This window comes from Variovorax monticola (genome assembly GCF_051216855.1).
Lineage (GTDB): Bacteria > Pseudomonadota > Gammaproteobacteria > Burkholderiales > Burkholderiaceae_C > Variovorax.
The window spans coordinates 891,144-905,927 of record NZ_JBPJZP010000001.1 but is presented as its reverse complement, the minus strand read 5'-3'; the positions used below and the strand labels follow the sequence as shown (position 1 = coordinate 905,927).

General features: G+C 65.5%; 14 protein-coding genes. 11 read left to right on the top strand and 3 right to left on the bottom strand.

What is annotated here, in order from left to right:
- Nucleotides 1-54: 54 nt before the first annotated feature.
- The 9 genes from ACSFA5_RS04100 (at nt 55) to ACSFA5_RS04060 (ending at nt 8,809) form a co-directional block, all read left to right on the top strand.
- Complete coding sequence (locus ACSFA5_RS04100; RefSeq protein WP_435442733.1) at nt 55-1,905, top strand: 2-oxoacid:acceptor oxidoreductase subunit alpha; 1,851 nt, start codon at nt 55-57, stop codon at nt 1,903-1,905.
- Nucleotides 1,902-2,957: a 2-oxoacid:ferredoxin oxidoreductase subunit beta gene (locus ACSFA5_RS04095; protein WP_435442732.1), complete on the top strand. Its 1,056-nt coding sequence runs from the start codon at nt 1,902-1,904 to the stop codon at nt 2,955-2,957. The genes ACSFA5_RS04100 and ACSFA5_RS04095 overlap by 4 nt, the downstream gene beginning before the upstream one ends.
- 48 nt (nt 2,958-3,005) lie before the next feature.
- On the top strand, nt 3,006-3,443 hold the full coding sequence (locus ACSFA5_RS04090; protein WP_435442731.1) for a CBS domain-containing protein: 438 nt from the start codon (nt 3,006-3,008) through the stop codon (nt 3,441-3,443).
- Nucleotides 3,444-3,742: 299 nt separating this feature from the next.
- The gene (locus ACSFA5_RS04085; protein WP_435442730.1) at nt 3,743-4,396 is read left to right on the top strand and encodes a DUF4145 domain-containing protein; all 654 of its coding nucleotides are present in this window, start codon (nt 3,743-3,745) and stop codon (nt 4,394-4,396) included.
- Between the two features lie 2 nt (nt 4,397-4,398).
- Nucleotides 4,399-4,971 carry a hypothetical protein gene (locus ACSFA5_RS04080; protein ID WP_435442729.1) on the top strand — a complete coding sequence of 191 codons (573 nt, stop codon included), beginning with the start codon at nt 4,399-4,401 and terminating at the stop codon, nt 4,969-4,971.
- A 9-nt stretch (nt 4,972-4,980) separates the two neighbouring features.
- A complete protein-coding gene (locus ACSFA5_RS04075; protein WP_435442728.1) occupies nt 4,981-6,054 on the top strand; it encodes a DUF4238 domain-containing protein in 1,074 nt (357 codons plus the stop codon).
- Nucleotides 6,055-6,854: 800 nt separating this feature from the next.
- The gene (locus tag ACSFA5_RS04070) at nt 6,855-7,196 is read left to right on the top strand and encodes a hypothetical protein (RefSeq protein WP_435442727.1); all 342 of its coding nucleotides are present in this window, start codon (nt 6,855-6,857) and stop codon (nt 7,194-7,196) included.
- A 99-nt stretch (nt 7,197-7,295) separates the two neighbouring features.
- Nucleotides 7,296-7,574, top strand: coding sequence for a helix-turn-helix domain-containing protein (locus tag ACSFA5_RS04065; protein ID WP_435442726.1), 279 nt, complete (start codon nt 7,296-7,298; stop codon nt 7,572-7,574).
- On the top strand, nt 7,571-8,809 hold the full coding sequence (locus tag ACSFA5_RS04060) for a type II toxin-antitoxin system HipA family toxin (protein ID WP_435442725.1): 1,239 nt from the start codon (nt 7,571-7,573) through the stop codon (nt 8,807-8,809). Before ACSFA5_RS04065 ends, ACSFA5_RS04060 begins: the two co-directional genes overlap by 4 nt.
- A 9-nt stretch (nt 8,810-8,818) precedes the next feature.
- Here the strand turns inward: ACSFA5_RS04060 and ACSFA5_RS04055 are convergent, their stop codons facing one another.
- Together ACSFA5_RS04055 and pdxR are read right to left on the bottom strand one after the other, a co-directional pair.
- Entirely contained in the window at nt 8,819-9,415 is a 597-nt protein-coding gene (locus tag ACSFA5_RS04055; RefSeq protein ID WP_435442724.1) for a DNA-3-methyladenine glycosylase, read from the bottom strand.
- Complete coding sequence (gene pdxR / locus ACSFA5_RS04050; protein WP_435442723.1) at nt 9,405-10,922, bottom strand: MocR-like pyridoxine biosynthesis transcription factor PdxR; 1,518 nt, start codon at nt 10,920-10,922, stop codon at nt 9,405-9,407. Before pdxR ends, ACSFA5_RS04055 begins: the two co-directional genes overlap by 11 nt.
- A 120-nt stretch (nt 10,923-11,042) precedes the next feature.
- Between pdxR and ACSFA5_RS04045 the strand changes: the two genes are divergently transcribed.
- Together ACSFA5_RS04045 and ACSFA5_RS04040 are read left to right on the top strand one after the other, a co-directional pair.
- Nucleotides 11,043-12,311 (top strand): 4-aminobutyrate--2-oxoglutarate transaminase, encoded by a 1,269-nt coding sequence (locus ACSFA5_RS04045; protein ID WP_435442722.1) that lies wholly within the window; start codon nt 11,043-11,045, stop codon nt 12,309-12,311.
- Nucleotides 12,308-13,783, top strand: coding sequence for an NAD-dependent succinate-semialdehyde dehydrogenase (locus ACSFA5_RS04040; protein ID WP_435442721.1), 1,476 nt, complete (start codon nt 12,308-12,310; stop codon nt 13,781-13,783). The genes ACSFA5_RS04045 and ACSFA5_RS04040 overlap by 4 nt, the downstream gene beginning before the upstream one ends.
- A 12-nt stretch (nt 13,784-13,795) precedes the next feature.
- On the opposite strand, the gene ACSFA5_RS04035 is transcribed toward ACSFA5_RS04040, so the two are convergent.
- On the bottom strand, nt 13,796-14,761 hold the full coding sequence (locus ACSFA5_RS04035; protein ID WP_435442720.1) for a phosphate acetyltransferase: 966 nt from the start codon (nt 14,759-14,761) through the stop codon (nt 13,796-13,798).
- Nucleotides 14,762-14,784: the final 23 nt, after the last annotated feature.

Below are 14,784 nucleotides of genomic sequence, written 5' to 3'. Positions count from 1 at the left end.
CCCCCGCCCTCTCCCCAGGGGGAAAGGGAGCAACACGCGCACAGAGGTGACTCCATGAGCGGCACGCCACAGATCACGGCAGTCAACGACTTCGTCATCAAGTTCGCCAACGTCAACGGCTCGGGCTCGGCCTCGGCCAACGAGCTTTTCGCCAAGGCCATCTTGCGGATGGGCGTGCCGGTGAGCCCGCGCAACATCTTCCCGAGCAACATCCAGGGCCTGCCGACCTGGTACGAAGTGCGGGTGACCGAAGCGGGCCACCTGGGGCGGCGCGGCGGCACCGACATGATGGTGGCGATGAACCCGCAGACCTGGGATGCCGACGTGGCCGAGCTGGAGCCCGGCGGCTATCTGTTCTACGACAGCACGCGAGCGCTGCCGCCGTCGAAGTTTCGCAGCGACATTCGCGTGATCGGCATGCCGCTCACCGAGATCTGCAACGCCGTCTATCAAGACCCCCGCCAGCGCCAGCTGTTCAAGAACATCGTGTACGTGGGTGCGCTGGCCATCCTGCTGGGCATCGAGCCCGAGGTGGTCGAGAAGCTGTTCGGCGAGCAGTACAAGGGCAAGGAAAAGCTGCTGGCCTCCAACGTGCAGGCGCTGCACCTGGGCTGCGACTTCGCGCGCGAGAACCTGCGCGAGCCCATCGGGCTGCAGGTGCGTCGCGCCGACCGGGTGGGCAACCGCATCTTCGTGGACGGCAACAGCGCCGCCGCGCTGGGCTGCGTGTACGGCGGCGCTACCGTCGCGGCCTGGTACCCGATCACGCCGTCTTCTTCGGTGGCCGAGGCCTTCCAGAAGTACTGCACCAAGTTCCGCATCGATCCGGCCACCGGCCAACACCGCTTCGCCATCGTGCAGGCCGAAGACGAGCTCGCCTCCATCGGCATGGTGGTGGGCGCCGGATGGAACGGCGCACGGGCCTTCACGCCGACCTCGGGGCCCGGCATTTCGCTGATGACCGAGTTCATCGGCCTGGCCTACTTCGCGGAGATTCCGGTCACGCTCATCAACGTGCAGCGCGGCGGGCCTTCCACCGGCATGCCCACGCGCACGCAGCAGGCCGACATTCTTTCGTGCGCGTATGCGTCGCACGGCGACACCAAGCACGTGCTGCTGTTTCCCGAAGACCCGCACGAGTGCTTCGAGCATGCGGCCGCGGCGCTGGACCTGGCCGACCGGCTGCAGACGCCGGTGTTCCTGATGACCGACCTGGACATCGGCATGAACCAGCGCCTGTGCGAGCCCTTTGCGTGGGACGACAGCAAGGCCTACGACCGCGGCAAGGTCATGACCGCCGAAGAGCTGGAAGCGGGCCGCGACTTCGGCCGCTACAAGGACGTGGACGGCGACGGCATTCCCTGGCGCACGCTGCCGGGCACGCACGCGACCAAGGGCAGCTACTTCACGCGCGGCACCACGCGCGACGCCTATGCGCGGTATTCGGAGCGCGGGGAGGACTACATCTACAACGTGGAACGGTTGCTGAAGAAGTTCGCGACCGCGGCCACGCTGGTGCCGCAGCCGGTGCCGCGGCCGGCCGCGCAGGCCACCGAGCTGGGCGTGATCTATTTCGGTTCGACCAGTCCGTCGATGCACGAGGCGCTGGACGCGCTGGAGGCCCAAGGCATACACCTGGACGCGCTGCGGCTGCGCGCCTTTCCGTTCCCCGACAGCGTGAAGCAGTTTCTCGCGCAGCACCGGCAGGTGTTCGTGGTCGAGCAGAACCGCGACGCGCAGATGCGCAGCCTGCTGGTCAACGAGCTGGACATGGACCCGGCACGGCTGGTGCGGGTGCTGCATTTCGACGGCACGCCGATCACGGCGCGCTTCATCGTGCAGGCCATCGCCGCGCATGTGCAGACGCAAGCGTCCCGCGCCATCGATACCAAGGAGTCCGCATGACCTACCTCGCCAAGCCAAGGCTGCACCACCCGACGCTGGCCACCAACAAGGTCGGCTACACGCGGCGCGACTACGAGGGCAAGATCTCCACGCTGTGCGCCGGTTGCGGCCACGACTCGATCTCCGCGGCCATCATCGAGGCCTGCTGGGAGCTGGACATCGAGCCGCACCGCGTGGCCAAGCTCTCGGGCATCGGCTGCAGCTCCAAGACGCCGGACTATTTTCTGGGCGCCTCTCACGGCTTCAACACCGTGCACGGCCGCATGCCCAGCGTGCTGACCGGCGCCAACCTGGCCAACCGCGACCTGCTGTACCTGGGCGTGTCGGGCGACGGCGATTCGGCCTCCATCGGCCTGGGCCAGTTCGCCCACGCCATGCGGCGCGGCGTGCGCATGGCCTACATCGTGGAGAACAACGGGGTATACGGCCTGACCAAGGGGCAGTTCTCCGCCACCGCCGACCAGGGCTCCAGGAGCAAGAAGGGCGTCGTCAACACCGACAGCCCGGTGGACCTGGTGGCCATGGCGCTGCAGTTGGGCGCGAGCTACGTGGGCCGGGGCTTCTCGGGCAACAAGGCGCAGCTGGTGCCGCTCATCAAGGGGGCCATCAGCCACGGCGGCTCGGCGTTCATCGACGTGCTCAGTCCCTGCGTCGCCTTCAACAACCACCCGGGCAGCACCAAGAGCTACGACTACGTGCGCGAGCACAACGAGGCGGTGAGCCGCATCGACTTCATCAGCGGGCGGGAAGAAATCACCGTCGACATGGGGCCGGGCGAAGTGCTGGACGTGCGCCAGCACGACGGCACGCTGCTGCGCCTGCGCAGCCTGCACCCCGACTACAACCCCGGCGACCGCTACGCCGCCATGGCCTACATGCAGCGGCACCACGCGATGGGCGAAGTGGTGACGGGCCTGCTCTATGTCGACCCGCTGGCCACCGACCTGCACACGGCGCTCAACACCAGCGACCGGCCGCTCAACACACTCGGGCCGGCCCAGCTCTGCCCCGGCGCCCAGGCACTGGAGCGGCTCAACGCTTCCTTGCGCTGAGCCGAGGCCGGGCGCACCATCACGCACGCCAATTCCGGAGGTCGCACCATGGCCGAGCGCACGGTTTTTCAGTCCATCTCGCGCACGCATGTCGTCAGCCTGGGCCCACAGGCCAGCGTGCGCGACGCCGCCTGCGTGATGACGCGCGCCAATTGCGGCAGCGTGCTCGTCATGGAGCTGCCCGACACCCTGCTGGGCATCCTGACCGAGCGCGACCTGATGACCCGGGTGCTGGCCCGCGGGCTCGACGCCGATCGCACGGCGGTGCGCGAGGTCATGACGCCCAACCCGATCTGCGTGCCACCCGACATGCGGGTGTCCGACGCCGTGGTGCTGATGCTCGAACGGGGCTTTCGCCATCTGCCGCTGGTGTCGGGAACGAAGATTCTGGGTGTGTTCTCGGTGCGCGACGCGCTGCCGAGGGAGATCGGCGCGGCGCTGAGTCAGACTGAATTCAATGAGCAGGGGAAGGATGTGCTGGGGTGAGGAACGGCATGTTGGTGGCAAGTGCTACTCAAGAAGGTTTGAGTACGCCTGGGGAGATTTGAACCAAAGCTGTCGCTAACGAATGTCGGATAGGCAGCGTTGCACGCCTCTTCAGGGCCTGCCGTGACTGGCGCTATATGCGCCTGGCCTACGAGCCGGGGCTGCTGCTCAACATAAGCACCTCATCTATTGGCGTCTAGGATGCTTGCCGTCATGATCGGCATTCCAGAGATAGTGTGTGAATCGAAGCTCGCGCCGTCTCACGGCGATGGAGCACAAAATTTTCCCGAACAAATCAGATGATTAGCGATCAATTTGAAAAGCGATTTAGCGAACTCGATAGATCGTTTGCTCAAATTCCAATCCGCCGAGCAAGCAATGGATATGAGAGCAGCGAGCAAGGCGGATGGAAAGGATGGGCATCTAGCGCGCAAAATCTGATTAAGGCTGTTTTCTCGGAAAACTCCCCGCACTATCAGAACTTCAGCAAACAGTCAGCGCAAACAAACGACCGGTATGGTGATGCGAGCGAATTAAGGGGGCTCTACCAAATTTTCTCTAGCGCAAAGGAAGACTTTGATGGCGGGTATGTCTTTAATGTGGAGCTCCGTGTATCGGGAGAAATCTTTGGTGATTTCGTCGGGCTTGCCAAGACTGCGCTTGCTGAAGGAAAAAAGGACGTTGCTGCAGTACTCGCGTGTGCCGCCCTTGAAGACGCTTTGAAGCGCTACGCTCAAGCAAATGGATTGAACGTCGATGGGAAGACGATGCAGGATGTGGTGGGAGCGCTGAAAGGTGCCGGATACGTTTCAGGGGCTCAAAAGTCCCTCTTGGATACCATGCCGAGAATTAGAAACATGGCATTGCACGCAGATTGGGAAAAGCTCACCGAACCGGATGTTAGTAGCGTCATTGGATTTGTCGAACAATTCCTTTTGACGAAATTTTCTTGAATATGGATGTACTGACGTTTATTTCAAAACTCGTAGAAGCGCTTGCGTGGCCCGCAATCGTCGTGTGGTTACTTTGGTACCTAAAGGAACACCTGCCAGCCCTCGCCCGCTCGCTGAGAAAACTCAAATTCAGCGGATTGGAGATGGAGTTTGAAAAACAGGCAGAGCAGTTGGCGGCCGAAACTCAAACCGCGATCCCTGCTACCCCGCCCTTCGAAGACCCTGACATTGCTCGACTGAGACAGATCGGAGAAATCTCGCCTAGGGCGGCCATCGTGGAGGCTTGGGTGCGCGTCGAAACCAACGCGGCAGAGGTGGTAAGGCAAGCTGGGCTTCACATGCCGAACGCTGTAGGCCCGTTGCAGCTGTTGAACAGCTTAAAGCAACTCGACGTCCTAACGGCCCCTCAGGTGAATGCGTTTCGTCACCTGCGAGAACTGCGGAACATGGCGGTGCACGCCGTGGACATGGACGTGACGCCAGAAGCAGTGAACCAGTACATTGTTTCTGCGGTGGCGATGGCTGGCTACCTTGAAGATATGGCGGAGTTCGTTAAGAACAAAAAAGCTGTGTGAGGAAGCGATATGGCAGGTAAGCGACACCACTTCATTCCTCAATTTCTTCAGCGCGGGTTTGCTAGCCCAGATAACGCAAGCAATGCTTGGGTCTTTCGCAAGGATAGGCCACCGCTCAACACCAACATCCAGAACATTGCTATCGAGGGGCAGTTCTACGCACACGACGGCGACACGTCCGTGGACGACGCGATTACGGACGACGAAGGCGCTCTGGCAGCATTCGTGATGGACCTGCGTGCCGCTGCAGGCGGGACGAACGTGGATTCACAGCAGGCGGCCAAATTGGTCGCTCACATGTTGGTTCGCACGCGGCATGTTCGCGAAAACTTCGGAAAGATGAGTGGCGAGTTGCTGGAAGGCGTATACAGCGCGATGGCGGATCCGGAGAAGTTGGCCGCTTTATTCATTCAGCAAATTAAAGACAATGTCAATTTGACTCGTATCGTCAAGCAATTTCGGACGGCGCTTGCTGGTGATCGTGTTCCTCCCGAGGAACTGAGTCGACGCTTGGATGAGGAAATAACCCCGGCGTTTCTCCAGCAACTTAGAACGCAACTGTCTGCGCATTTCATGGCAAGCGCTGGCGAGCAGGCAACGGCGCTGCAAGCTGAGGGGAAACTGGCGAAAAGCTTGCTTAAAGGCGCGATGAAGTCCGGGCACCTAAAGGCACTCAAACGCGTTGGTACAAGCTCGGCCAGAGAAGAGGCATTTGCGAAGCTGAAGTTTCATATTCACAAGTACCCAGGCGGCGGCATCATCTTGGGCGATTCGGCAGCCGTGTACGCGGTGGAGGGCGAGCGTCAGGCAGTGCCTCTCAACGATGCCACTACGCCGATGATTGGTGTGCTGCTTCCTTTGGATACAGAAACGTGCCTCATTGGAGAATTGGACGGGCCATGTGAGACGTTCAATACCGCCGAGGGCGTACGACGAGCCCTCACTGCCTGCTCTCTTGAGTTCTTCATTACAAGCATCGACAGCGCGGAGAATCGGGCGTTGGCGCTGGACATCGCGAGCAACTCCCATCTTCTGAGTAATGCAGACGTTGACGAGATTATTGGTGGCCTAGGACTCCCTTAATTTGGCGGAATGGCACCACGTCCGGAAGTGGAATCTAAATTGGTCGTCGAGCGGCCTAGCCGAAATGACCGATGCCAATCTGAAGCAGTTTGGGCGAAGGCCGTAGGTTGTGCGTTGATCTACGTGGCTGGCCGTCTGCCCTCGATAGACGGGCGGCGAAATCGCAGCCCGCCAGACCAGCCCTACCCGCCAGTCTCAGACGCGCCCTTGCGCGCCTTCTCGTTCATCTGAAACAACTCCCCAGCCTTCCGCGCCAATTCAGCCGCAAGCCAAAGCAAGTTGTCCAGTTGTCGAGGCCCACTCCCGCTGCACCAATCGATGTCTTCCCCATGGCAGACCCATAGGAGGGCTTCGAGCTGAGAGAGTGTGTTTTCGAGAAGATCCGCCTGGTCTTGGGCGTTGTCTTCGGAAGCTCCGGGTGTGCGAGGCCGGGCTATAGTCTTAGTAGCCATTTTTGTGCGGTCCTTTAGAGGTAAGTGCACTGATTTGGTTAGACGGTCGGGATGCTCTAACACCCCGGCCGTCGCCTTTGATACCTCGCATTCGCATCGCTGCTTTCGCACCGACAACCTGCCGCGAGGCAAGCAGCCTTCAAACATTCAGTGGCTGTGTGTGTAGCGCCTTCCGTGTTCCCTTGTTGGGGTAGTGAGTGACAGGGGCATTCACTGTAGAGAACGTCTCGGCGCAATAGCCGTTTCGTGCGCCACGAAGTCTCGACAAGCGCGAACAAATACAGCTTCTGCGATACGCCGTGCAGGGGCCTCACTGGCCTGCTCCCGTCAAGCACAGCAGCGCCACATTTGCTTCCACGCAAGAAACAAATCCGGCAGCGCTCATCGCGCAAACAGATCGTGCAAGAACGCGAACTCTGCGATCTGTGCACCCCCTTCACAGATGCAATGCGCGCCCGCGTCTTGTCCCGCCATGCCCTACAAGTGATGCGCTTGAGCCAGACCAGAAAAGGAGCCATCTGGTGCTGGGCCGGCCCAACTCACGGTGTTCGCGGCCACGCTGTCACACGCGAGGCCGAGCAGTTTCTGCAAGGCGCGCACCGCGTGCTCGACGCGCTCGAACAGGGCGAGAACGGCCTGCAGCACACCAAGATAAAACTTATCGCATGCGATAAAAATGAGAAAATATAACGATTAATTTATCGGATCAGATAATTTATGCGGTCCATAACTTATCGCATACGACAAACATCAAGTAAATTCAGCCAAAATTTGTCAGATCGGATAAACATGACGCTCACAGAGATCGGCCAAGCCATTCGCGACGCCCGCAAAGCACAGGGCCACACGCTGAAGGCCGTGGCCAGCGCGCTGGGCATGGGCATCGCGACGCTGTCCCGCCTGGAGCGCGGCGACCTGGACGATATCGGCGCGCGGCGCTTGCTGCGCGTGGCGGAGTACCTCAACCTGCAATTGGTGGTGCGACCCGCAGGCCACGGCATGACGCTCGAAGAGGCGATGGAAGACGCCGCCCGCGACTTCGCGGCCCAAGCGGAGCGCCCGGCGTGACCGACCTGCTCGCCAAGGTCCAGGCCCATGCACACCAGCTCGATGTGTACGTCGGCGAGAACCGGGTCGGCACGCTCGAGCGGCAGGGCGCCGCCGGCAGCGTGTTCGCCTACCTGCCGGACGTGGCCGCGCGCGACTTCGCCTCGCTGCTGATGCCCGTGCGGCTGGAGAGCTACGCGGCGCCCTCGGCCCTGATTCCGACGTTCCAGCAGAACCTGCCCGAAGGATTCTTGCGCCGCAACATCACAGAGCGCTTCGGCAAGGTGCTGGCCACCGACGACTTCGTGCTGCTGGCGCTGACCGGCGCCAACCCCATTGGCCGCCAGCGTGTGGTGCCTTCCGGCTTTGCCCTGAACTGGACCCGGCCGCTGCAGGTGGACATCGATTCACTGATGGCCGACAGGCAGGTGGGCTCGCTCTTCGCCGAACTGCTGGACCGGTACATCGGCTTCGGCGTGTCGGGCGCCTTGCCCAAAGTGCTGGTGCAGGGCCGCGCCACCCTTCGCGACGAGCACTGGATCCTCAAAGCCGGCGACGCCAGCCTGCCTGAACTGGCCACCAACGAGTTCTTCACGATGCGCGCTGCCCAATGCGCGGGCCTGGAGACACCGGAGTTCAAGCTGGCGGACAACGGCGCCATCCTGGCGGTAAAGCGCTTCGACCACGACGAACTTGGCAACGCACTGGGCTTCGAGGATTTTTGCGCGCTGCTCGCGATGCCGCCCGAGCGCAAGTACGGCGGCACCATGGAGCGCATCTTCAAGGCGATCGATGCCTGCGCCCGAGGGCCGCAGCGCATCGAGGCCAAGGAAACGCTGATGGCGGCGCACCTGTTGTCGATGGCGGTGGGGAACACCGACGCCCATCTGAAGAACTTCGGGCTGGTCTATGGCGACGCTTCGAGCGTGCGGCTCGCGCCCATGTTCGACATGGTCACGACCAAGGTCTACCCGCAATACAAGAATGACATTCCCGCGATTTCCATCGCCGGCAAGAAGCTCGGTGAGCCCGACAAGACCCTGGTGCGCTTTGCGCACGAGCGGGCCGGCTTGACTGCGGTGCGCCTGAGGGAGATTGCGCAGCGCACTGCCGCCGGCGTGGAGCAGGCGCGCGCCGAAATGGCGGTGCATGCGCGCGCGCACCCCGAGTTCAAGGCCATCGGTGCCGCCATGGCACGGCAGTGGAAAGCGGGCGTCAAGCTGCTGTCGTTCTTCGACGCGCTGCCCAGGCGCTAGGCCCCGCGGTCATGCCCGCCGAAACGGCATGCTCAAGTAGCGCGAGCCCTTCTCCCCGAAGCGCCAAGGCAGATCGATCGCTTTCGTGATGCCGATGCGCGGCCCGACGTCGAGTTCAAGCAATGGACCGTTGCCAGCCGGCGCCAGCAACGCGAAGGGCGGCGCGTCGAGCGCCATGCCGTCGAAGCTGCGGTCGATGCCGAGCGCTTGCCCGACCCGCCCAGGGCCGGCGCACAGCAGTCGCAGGTCTTCGAGGCCGCGCCGCTCTCGCATGCGCTCGATGCCATGCGTCGGCTCCAGCGCGCGAATCAGCACTCCGGCGCCGTGCCCGGCCTCGCGGCAGACGAAGTTCAGGCACCAGTGAATGCCGTAGGAGCGGTAGACGTAGGCGTGCCCCGGCGGGCCGAACAGCGCGGCATTGCGCGGCCGCAGGCCGCCGAAGCCGTGGGCAGCGGGCTCCGTGCTGTCGTAGGCCTCGGTCTCGACGATGCGCCCGCCCACCCCGTCGATCAGCAGGGTCATGCCGATCAGGCGGCGTGCCACCTCGAGCGACGGGCCTTCGAAGCCGATCGATCCAGCGACGGGGAGCAGGGCATCAGGAGACATGCGCGCGAATGGTAGTCGCGCCGGCGCGCTGCAGGCAGCCCAGCAGCACGCGGAACGCGGGCTCGATGTCGGCCTCCTGCACGCAGGCGTACCCCAGCAGCAGCCCGCGCTGCGCGCCGCCTCGGCGGTAGTAGCGCGACAGCGGGCGCGTGAGCACGCCGTGGGCCTCGGCGTCTTGCGAGATCGCCACGTCGTCGCTGCCCTCGGGCAACTGCAGCACCAGGTGCAGCCCGGCATTGCTGGCCTGCGAATGCAGCCAGGCCGGCCCCAGTTGCGTGGCGATGAGCCCGGCCAGCAGCGCGCGCCGCCGCGCATACAGCACTCGCATGCGTCGAATGTGCGCCGCGTAGTGGCCCTGCTCGATCAGCTCGGCCAGCGCCACCTGCGTGATGGCATGGCCTTCGCGGTACAGGTCGGCATGCGCGGTGCGAAAGGGCGCGGCCAGCGCGCGCGGCAGCACCATGTAGCCCACGCGCAGGCCCGGGAACAGCGTCTTGCTGAAGGTGCCGACGTAGATCACCGGGCTGTCGGCCTCCAGGCCCTGCATCGAGGGAATCGGTCGGCCCGCGAAGCGGAATTCGCTGTCGTAGTCGTCCTCGAAGACCCAGCCGCCCGAGGCGCGCGCGTGGTCGAGCAGCGCGCGGCGGCGCGCCAGGCTCATCACCGAACCCAGCGGGTACTGGTGCGAGGGTGTCACGAAGATCAGGCGCGGCGGCGTGCCCCCGCGCGGCCAGCCGGCCTGGGGGCTTTCGTCGCCGGCCTCGACCTTCAGCGCGCGCACGCGCGTGCCGTCCATCTGCAGCACCTTGTGAAAGCCCCAGTAGCCAGGCTCTTCGACCCACACCGTGTCGCGCGGGTCCGCCAGCATGCGCAGCGACAGGTCGATGGCCTGGTGCACGCCCTCGGTCACCAGCACCTGGTCGGCGTTGCAGCGCACGCCGCGCGCCACGCGCAGGTGCTCGGCAATGGCCTCGCGCAGCGCGGGGTGGCCGCCGCCGTGCGAGTAGGTCAGCAGCTCGGGCGGGGGCGCGCGCCACAGCCGCGACACGATGCGACCGAAGGTGCGGTGCGGAAACTGCGTCACGTCGGGCACGCCGGGCATGAAGGCGCCCCACTGGCGCGGCGCGGCGGAGGCGTCGGCCACCAGGGCCTGCGCGCGCCTGGCGAGCCGCACGGTGCCGGGCGCCTCGGGTGCGGCGGTGCGCGCGCGGCCGGCGCTCAGCTGGCTCTCGGGCGTGGTCGCGGCCACGAAGGTGCCGCTGCCCACGCGCGAATGCACGTAGCCCTCGGCCTGCAGCTGGGCGTAGGCGTGCAGCACGGTGTTGCGCGACATGGCGGTTTCGCGCGCCAGGTCGCGTGAGGCGGGCAGGGGGCTCGACGGCGGCAGGCTGCCGTCGAGGATGGCCTCGCGCAGGCAGTCGTAAAGCTGGCGGTTGAGCGCCATCGCCGCCGTGGCCGCGTCGGGGGCCATGCGTTGCAGCACGAGGTCGGCGCAGATGGATTTCATGCGGTTTTCAATTGGCTCCATGCGTTGGAGCAGAAGCGGATCTTTTCGGTGGGGCCAATAGGGGATTCAATCAGAAGTTCCGAACGATCACCACCCCCCTTCTTTTTCAAGCGAGCCTCCATGACCACCAACAGCGAACTCAAGACCCGCCGCCTGGCCGCCACCCCCCGCGGCGTCGGCGTGATGTGCGACTTTCACGCGCAGCGCGCCGAGAACGCGAGCCTGTGGGACGTGGAAGGCCGCGAGTACATCGACTTTGCCGCCGGCATCGCGGTGCTCAACACCGGCCACCGCCACCCGAAGCTGGTCGCGGCCATTCAGGCGCAGCTGGCGAACTTCACGCACACCGCCTACCAGATCGTTCCCTACGAAAGCGTGATTTCGCTGGCCGAGCGCCTGAACGCGCTGGTGCCCATTTCGGGCGAGGTCAAGACCGCTTTCTTCACCACCGGTGCCGAGGCGCTCGAAAACGCCGTGAAGATCGCGCGCGCCCACACAGGCCGTGCCGGCGTGGTGGCCTTCAGCGGCGCCTTCCATGGCCGCACGCTCATGACGCTGGCCATGACGGGCAAGGTCGCGCCTTACAAGCTGGGCTTCGGCCCGTTCCCGGCCGACGTGTTCCATGTGCCGTTTCCCAGCGGGCTGCACGGCGTGAGCTCGGCCGATTCGCTGGCCGCGCTGGCGCGCCTGTTCAAGACCGACATCGACCCGAAGCGCGTGGCCGCGATCGTCATCGAGCCGGTGCAGGGGGAGGGCGGCTTCAACGTCGCGCCCACCGAGCTGATGCAGGGCCTGCGCGCGCTGTGCGACGCGCACGGCATCGTGTTCATCGCCGACGAGGTGCAGAGCGGTTTCGCGCGCACCGGCAAGCTGTTCTCCATGCAGCACCACGGCGTGGAGCCCGACCTCATGACGCTGGCCAAGAGCCTGGCGGGCGGCATGCCGCTGTCGGCGGTGTCGGGCCGCGCGCACATCATGGACGCGCCCGCCCCAGGCGGCCTGGGCGGCACCTACGCGGGCAACCCGCTGGCGGTGGCCTCCGCGCACGCGGTGCTCGACGTGATCGAGAACGAAAAGCTGTGCGACCGCGCCGCCGAACTGGGCTCGCGACTGGTGTCGCGCCTGCTCGACGCGAAGGAGTCGAACAAGGCCATTGCCGAAGTGCGCGCGCAGGGTTCGATGGTCGCCATCGAACTGTGCGACCCCGCCACCGGCGCGCCCGACGCCGAAGCCGTGAAGCGCGTGCAGGCCAGGGCGATGGAGCAGGGCCTGCTGCTGCTGAGCTGCGGCATGTACGGCAACGTGATCCGCTTCCTGTACCCGCTGACCATTCCCGATGCGCTGTTCGAGCGCGCCCTGACCATCATCGACGGAGCATTGAAGGCATGAGCGACCACACCCACACCCACGCCCTGGGCCTGAAGCGCCCCGACCTGCTGAAGGCCGCCTGCCTCATCGATGGCGAATGGACCGCCGCCGACGGCGGCGCCACGCTCGCCGTGACCGACCCGGCCACCGGCCAGCACATCGCCGATGTGCCCCGCATGGGCCGCACCGAGACCGAGCGCGCCATTGCCGGTGCCGCCGCGGCGCTGCCCGCATGGCGCGCACGCACCGCGCGCGAACGCGCCCAGGTGCTGCGCCGCTGGGCCGACCTGATGCTCGCGCACCAGGACGACCTGGGCCGCCTCATGACGCTGGAGCAGGGCAAGCCGCTGGCTGAGGCGCGCGGCGAAATTGCCTATGCGGCCTCGTTCATCGAATGGTTCGCCGAAGAAGCCAAGCGCGTCGACGGCGAGGTGCTGCAGCCGCAGCGCGACGGCCAGCGCATCGTGGTGCTCAAGCAGCCCATCGGCGTGTGCGCCGCCATCACGCCCTGGAATTTTCCGGCCGCGATGATCACGCGCAAGGTAGCCCCCGCGCTGGCCGCGGGCTGCACCATCGTCGTGAAGCCGGCCGAGCTCACGCCGCTGAGCGCCTTCGCGCTCGGCGTGCTGGGGCTCGAGGCCGGCCTGCCGCCGGGCGTGCTGCAGATCGTGACCGGCGACGCGCCCGCCATCGGCGCCGCGCTGTGCGAAAGCGACACCGTGCGCAAGCTCAGCTTCACCGGCTCCACCGGCGTGGGCCGGCTGCTGATGCAGCAGTGCGCGCCGACCATCAAGAAGCTGTCGCTCGAACTCGGCGGCAACGCGCCGCTGATCGTGTTCGACGACGCCGACCTCGAGCGCGCGGTCGAGGGCATCGTGGCCTCCAAGTTCCGCAACGCCGGGCAGACCTGCGTGTGCGCCAACCGCATCTACGTGCAGTCGGGCATCCACGACGCGCTGTCGCAGCGGCTGGTGCAGGCGGTGGAAGCGATGCAGGTGGGCAACGGGCTGCAAGCCGGCGTCACGCAAGGCCCGTTGATCGATGCGCGCGCCGTGGCCAAGGTGCGCGAGCACATCGACGACGCGCTCTCGCAGGGCGCGCAGCTGCGCACCGGCGGCAAGCCGCATGCCATGGGCGGCACCTTCTTCGAGCCCACGGTGCTCACCGGCGTGACGCAGCGCATGCGCGTGGCGCGCGAGGAAACCTTCGGCCCGCTGGCGCCGCTGTTCCGCTTCGACACCGAAGAAGAAGCCATCGCCATGGCGAACGACACGGTGTTCGGCCTCGCGGCCTACGTGTTCACCGAAGACCGCCGCCGCATCTGGCGCGTGGGCGAGCAACTGGAGACCGGCATGGTCGGCATCAACACCGGGCTCATCTCCAACGAGGTCGCGCCCTTCGGCGGCGTGAAGCAGTCGGGGCTGGGGCGCGAGGGCTCGCGCCACGGCATCGAGGACTATCTGGAGCTCAAGTACCTCTGCCTGCAGGACTGAGCCGAAGGGCGCTCAGCCCACGGCCTTGATGAGCCGCTCGCGGCCCGCCTTCGCCAACATGGACGCGACCGCGCACGAGGCGAGCCGTGCCGCCTCCGAGTCGGCGCGGCTCGTCAGGATCACCGGCACCCTGGTGCCCAGCACGATGCCCGCGGCATAGGCGCCGCCCAGGAAGGTGAGGCTCTTGGCGAGCATGTTGCCCGCGTCGAGGTCGGGCACGATCAGCACGTTGGCGCGCCCCGCCACCGGCGAGACGATGCCCTTGATGCGCGCCGCCTCGGGGTCGATGGCGTTGTCCATTGCCAGCGGGCCGTCGATCTGCGCGCCGGTGATCTGGCCGCGGTCGGCCATCTTGCACAGCGCGGCGGCGTCCAGCGTGGAGGGCACCTTGGGGTTGACCGTTTCCGTGGCCGACAGAATCGCCACCCGCACCGCGGGCATGTGCAGCGCATGCGCGAGGTCGATCGCGTTTTGCACGATGTCGACCTTCTCTTCGAGCGTGGGCGCGATGTTGATCGCCGCGTCCGAAATGACCAGCGGCTGCGAGTGGCCCGGCACGTCCATCACGAAGCAGTGGCTGATGCGCCGCGAGGTGCGCAGGCCGCCTTCGCGGCGCACCACGGCGCCCATGAGCTCGTCGGTGTGCAGGCTGCCCTTCATCAGCGCGTCGACCTCGCCGCGCAGGGCCATGGCCACCGCGGCGTCGGCGGCCGCATGGCTGTGCGGCGCGTCGACGATGTCGAACGCCGACAGGTCGGCGCGGATGGCCGCCGCAGCCGCCTCGATGCGATCGCGCGGGCCCACGAGCACCGGCGCGATCAGGCCCAGCCGCACGGAAGACAGCACCGCTTCGAGCGACACCTCGTTCACCGGATGCACCACCGCCACGCGCAGCGGGGGCAGGGCGCGCGCCGCGGCGATCAGGCGGTCGTAATGAGGGTGTGCGTGGGTGTGTGCGGCGGGGGATGAAGACGCCATGCGGGCTCCGGAAAGTGAAAGGA

Excerpts from the sequence above, each read along its gene's own strand:
- ACSFA5_RS04045 (WP_435442722.1), top strand. The coding sequence starts at position 11,043 with ATGACCACCAACAGCGAACTCAAGACCCGCCGCCTGGCCGCCACCCCC.
- pdxR (WP_435442723.1), bottom strand. The coding sequence starts at position 10,922 with ATGAAATCCATCTGCGCCGACCTCGTGCTGCAACGCATGGCCCCCGAC.
- ACSFA5_RS04075 (WP_435442728.1), top strand. The coding sequence starts at position 4,981 with ATGGCAGGTAAGCGACACCACTTCATTCCTCAATTTCTTCAGCGCGGG.
- ACSFA5_RS04080 (WP_435442729.1), top strand. The coding sequence starts at position 4,399 with ATGGATGTACTGACGTTTATTTCAAAACTCGTAGAAGCGCTTGCGTGG.
- ACSFA5_RS04085 (WP_435442730.1), top strand. The coding sequence starts at position 3,743 with ATGATTAGCGATCAATTTGAAAAGCGATTTAGCGAACTCGATAGATCG.
- ACSFA5_RS04090 (WP_435442731.1), top strand. The coding sequence starts at position 3,006 with ATGGCCGAGCGCACGGTTTTTCAGTCCATCTCGCGCACGCATGTCGTC.
- ACSFA5_RS04100 (WP_435442733.1), top strand. The coding sequence starts at position 55 with ATGAGCGGCACGCCACAGATCACGGCAGTCAACGACTTCGTCATCAAG.
- ACSFA5_RS04035 (WP_435442720.1), bottom strand. The coding sequence starts at position 14,761 with ATGGCGTCTTCATCCCCCGCCGCACACACCCACGCACACCCTCATTAC.
- ACSFA5_RS04055 (WP_435442724.1), bottom strand. The coding sequence starts at position 9,415 with ATGTCTCCTGATGCCCTGCTCCCCGTCGCTGGATCGATCGGCTTCGAA.
- ACSFA5_RS04095 (WP_435442732.1), top strand. The coding sequence starts at position 1,902 with ATGACCTACCTCGCCAAGCCAAGGCTGCACCACCCGACGCTGGCCACC.
- ACSFA5_RS04065 (WP_435442726.1), top strand. The coding sequence starts at position 7,296 with ATGACGCTCACAGAGATCGGCCAAGCCATTCGCGACGCCCGCAAAGCA.
- ACSFA5_RS04040 (WP_435442721.1), top strand. The coding sequence starts at position 12,308 with ATGAGCGACCACACCCACACCCACGCCCTGGGCCTGAAGCGCCCCGAC.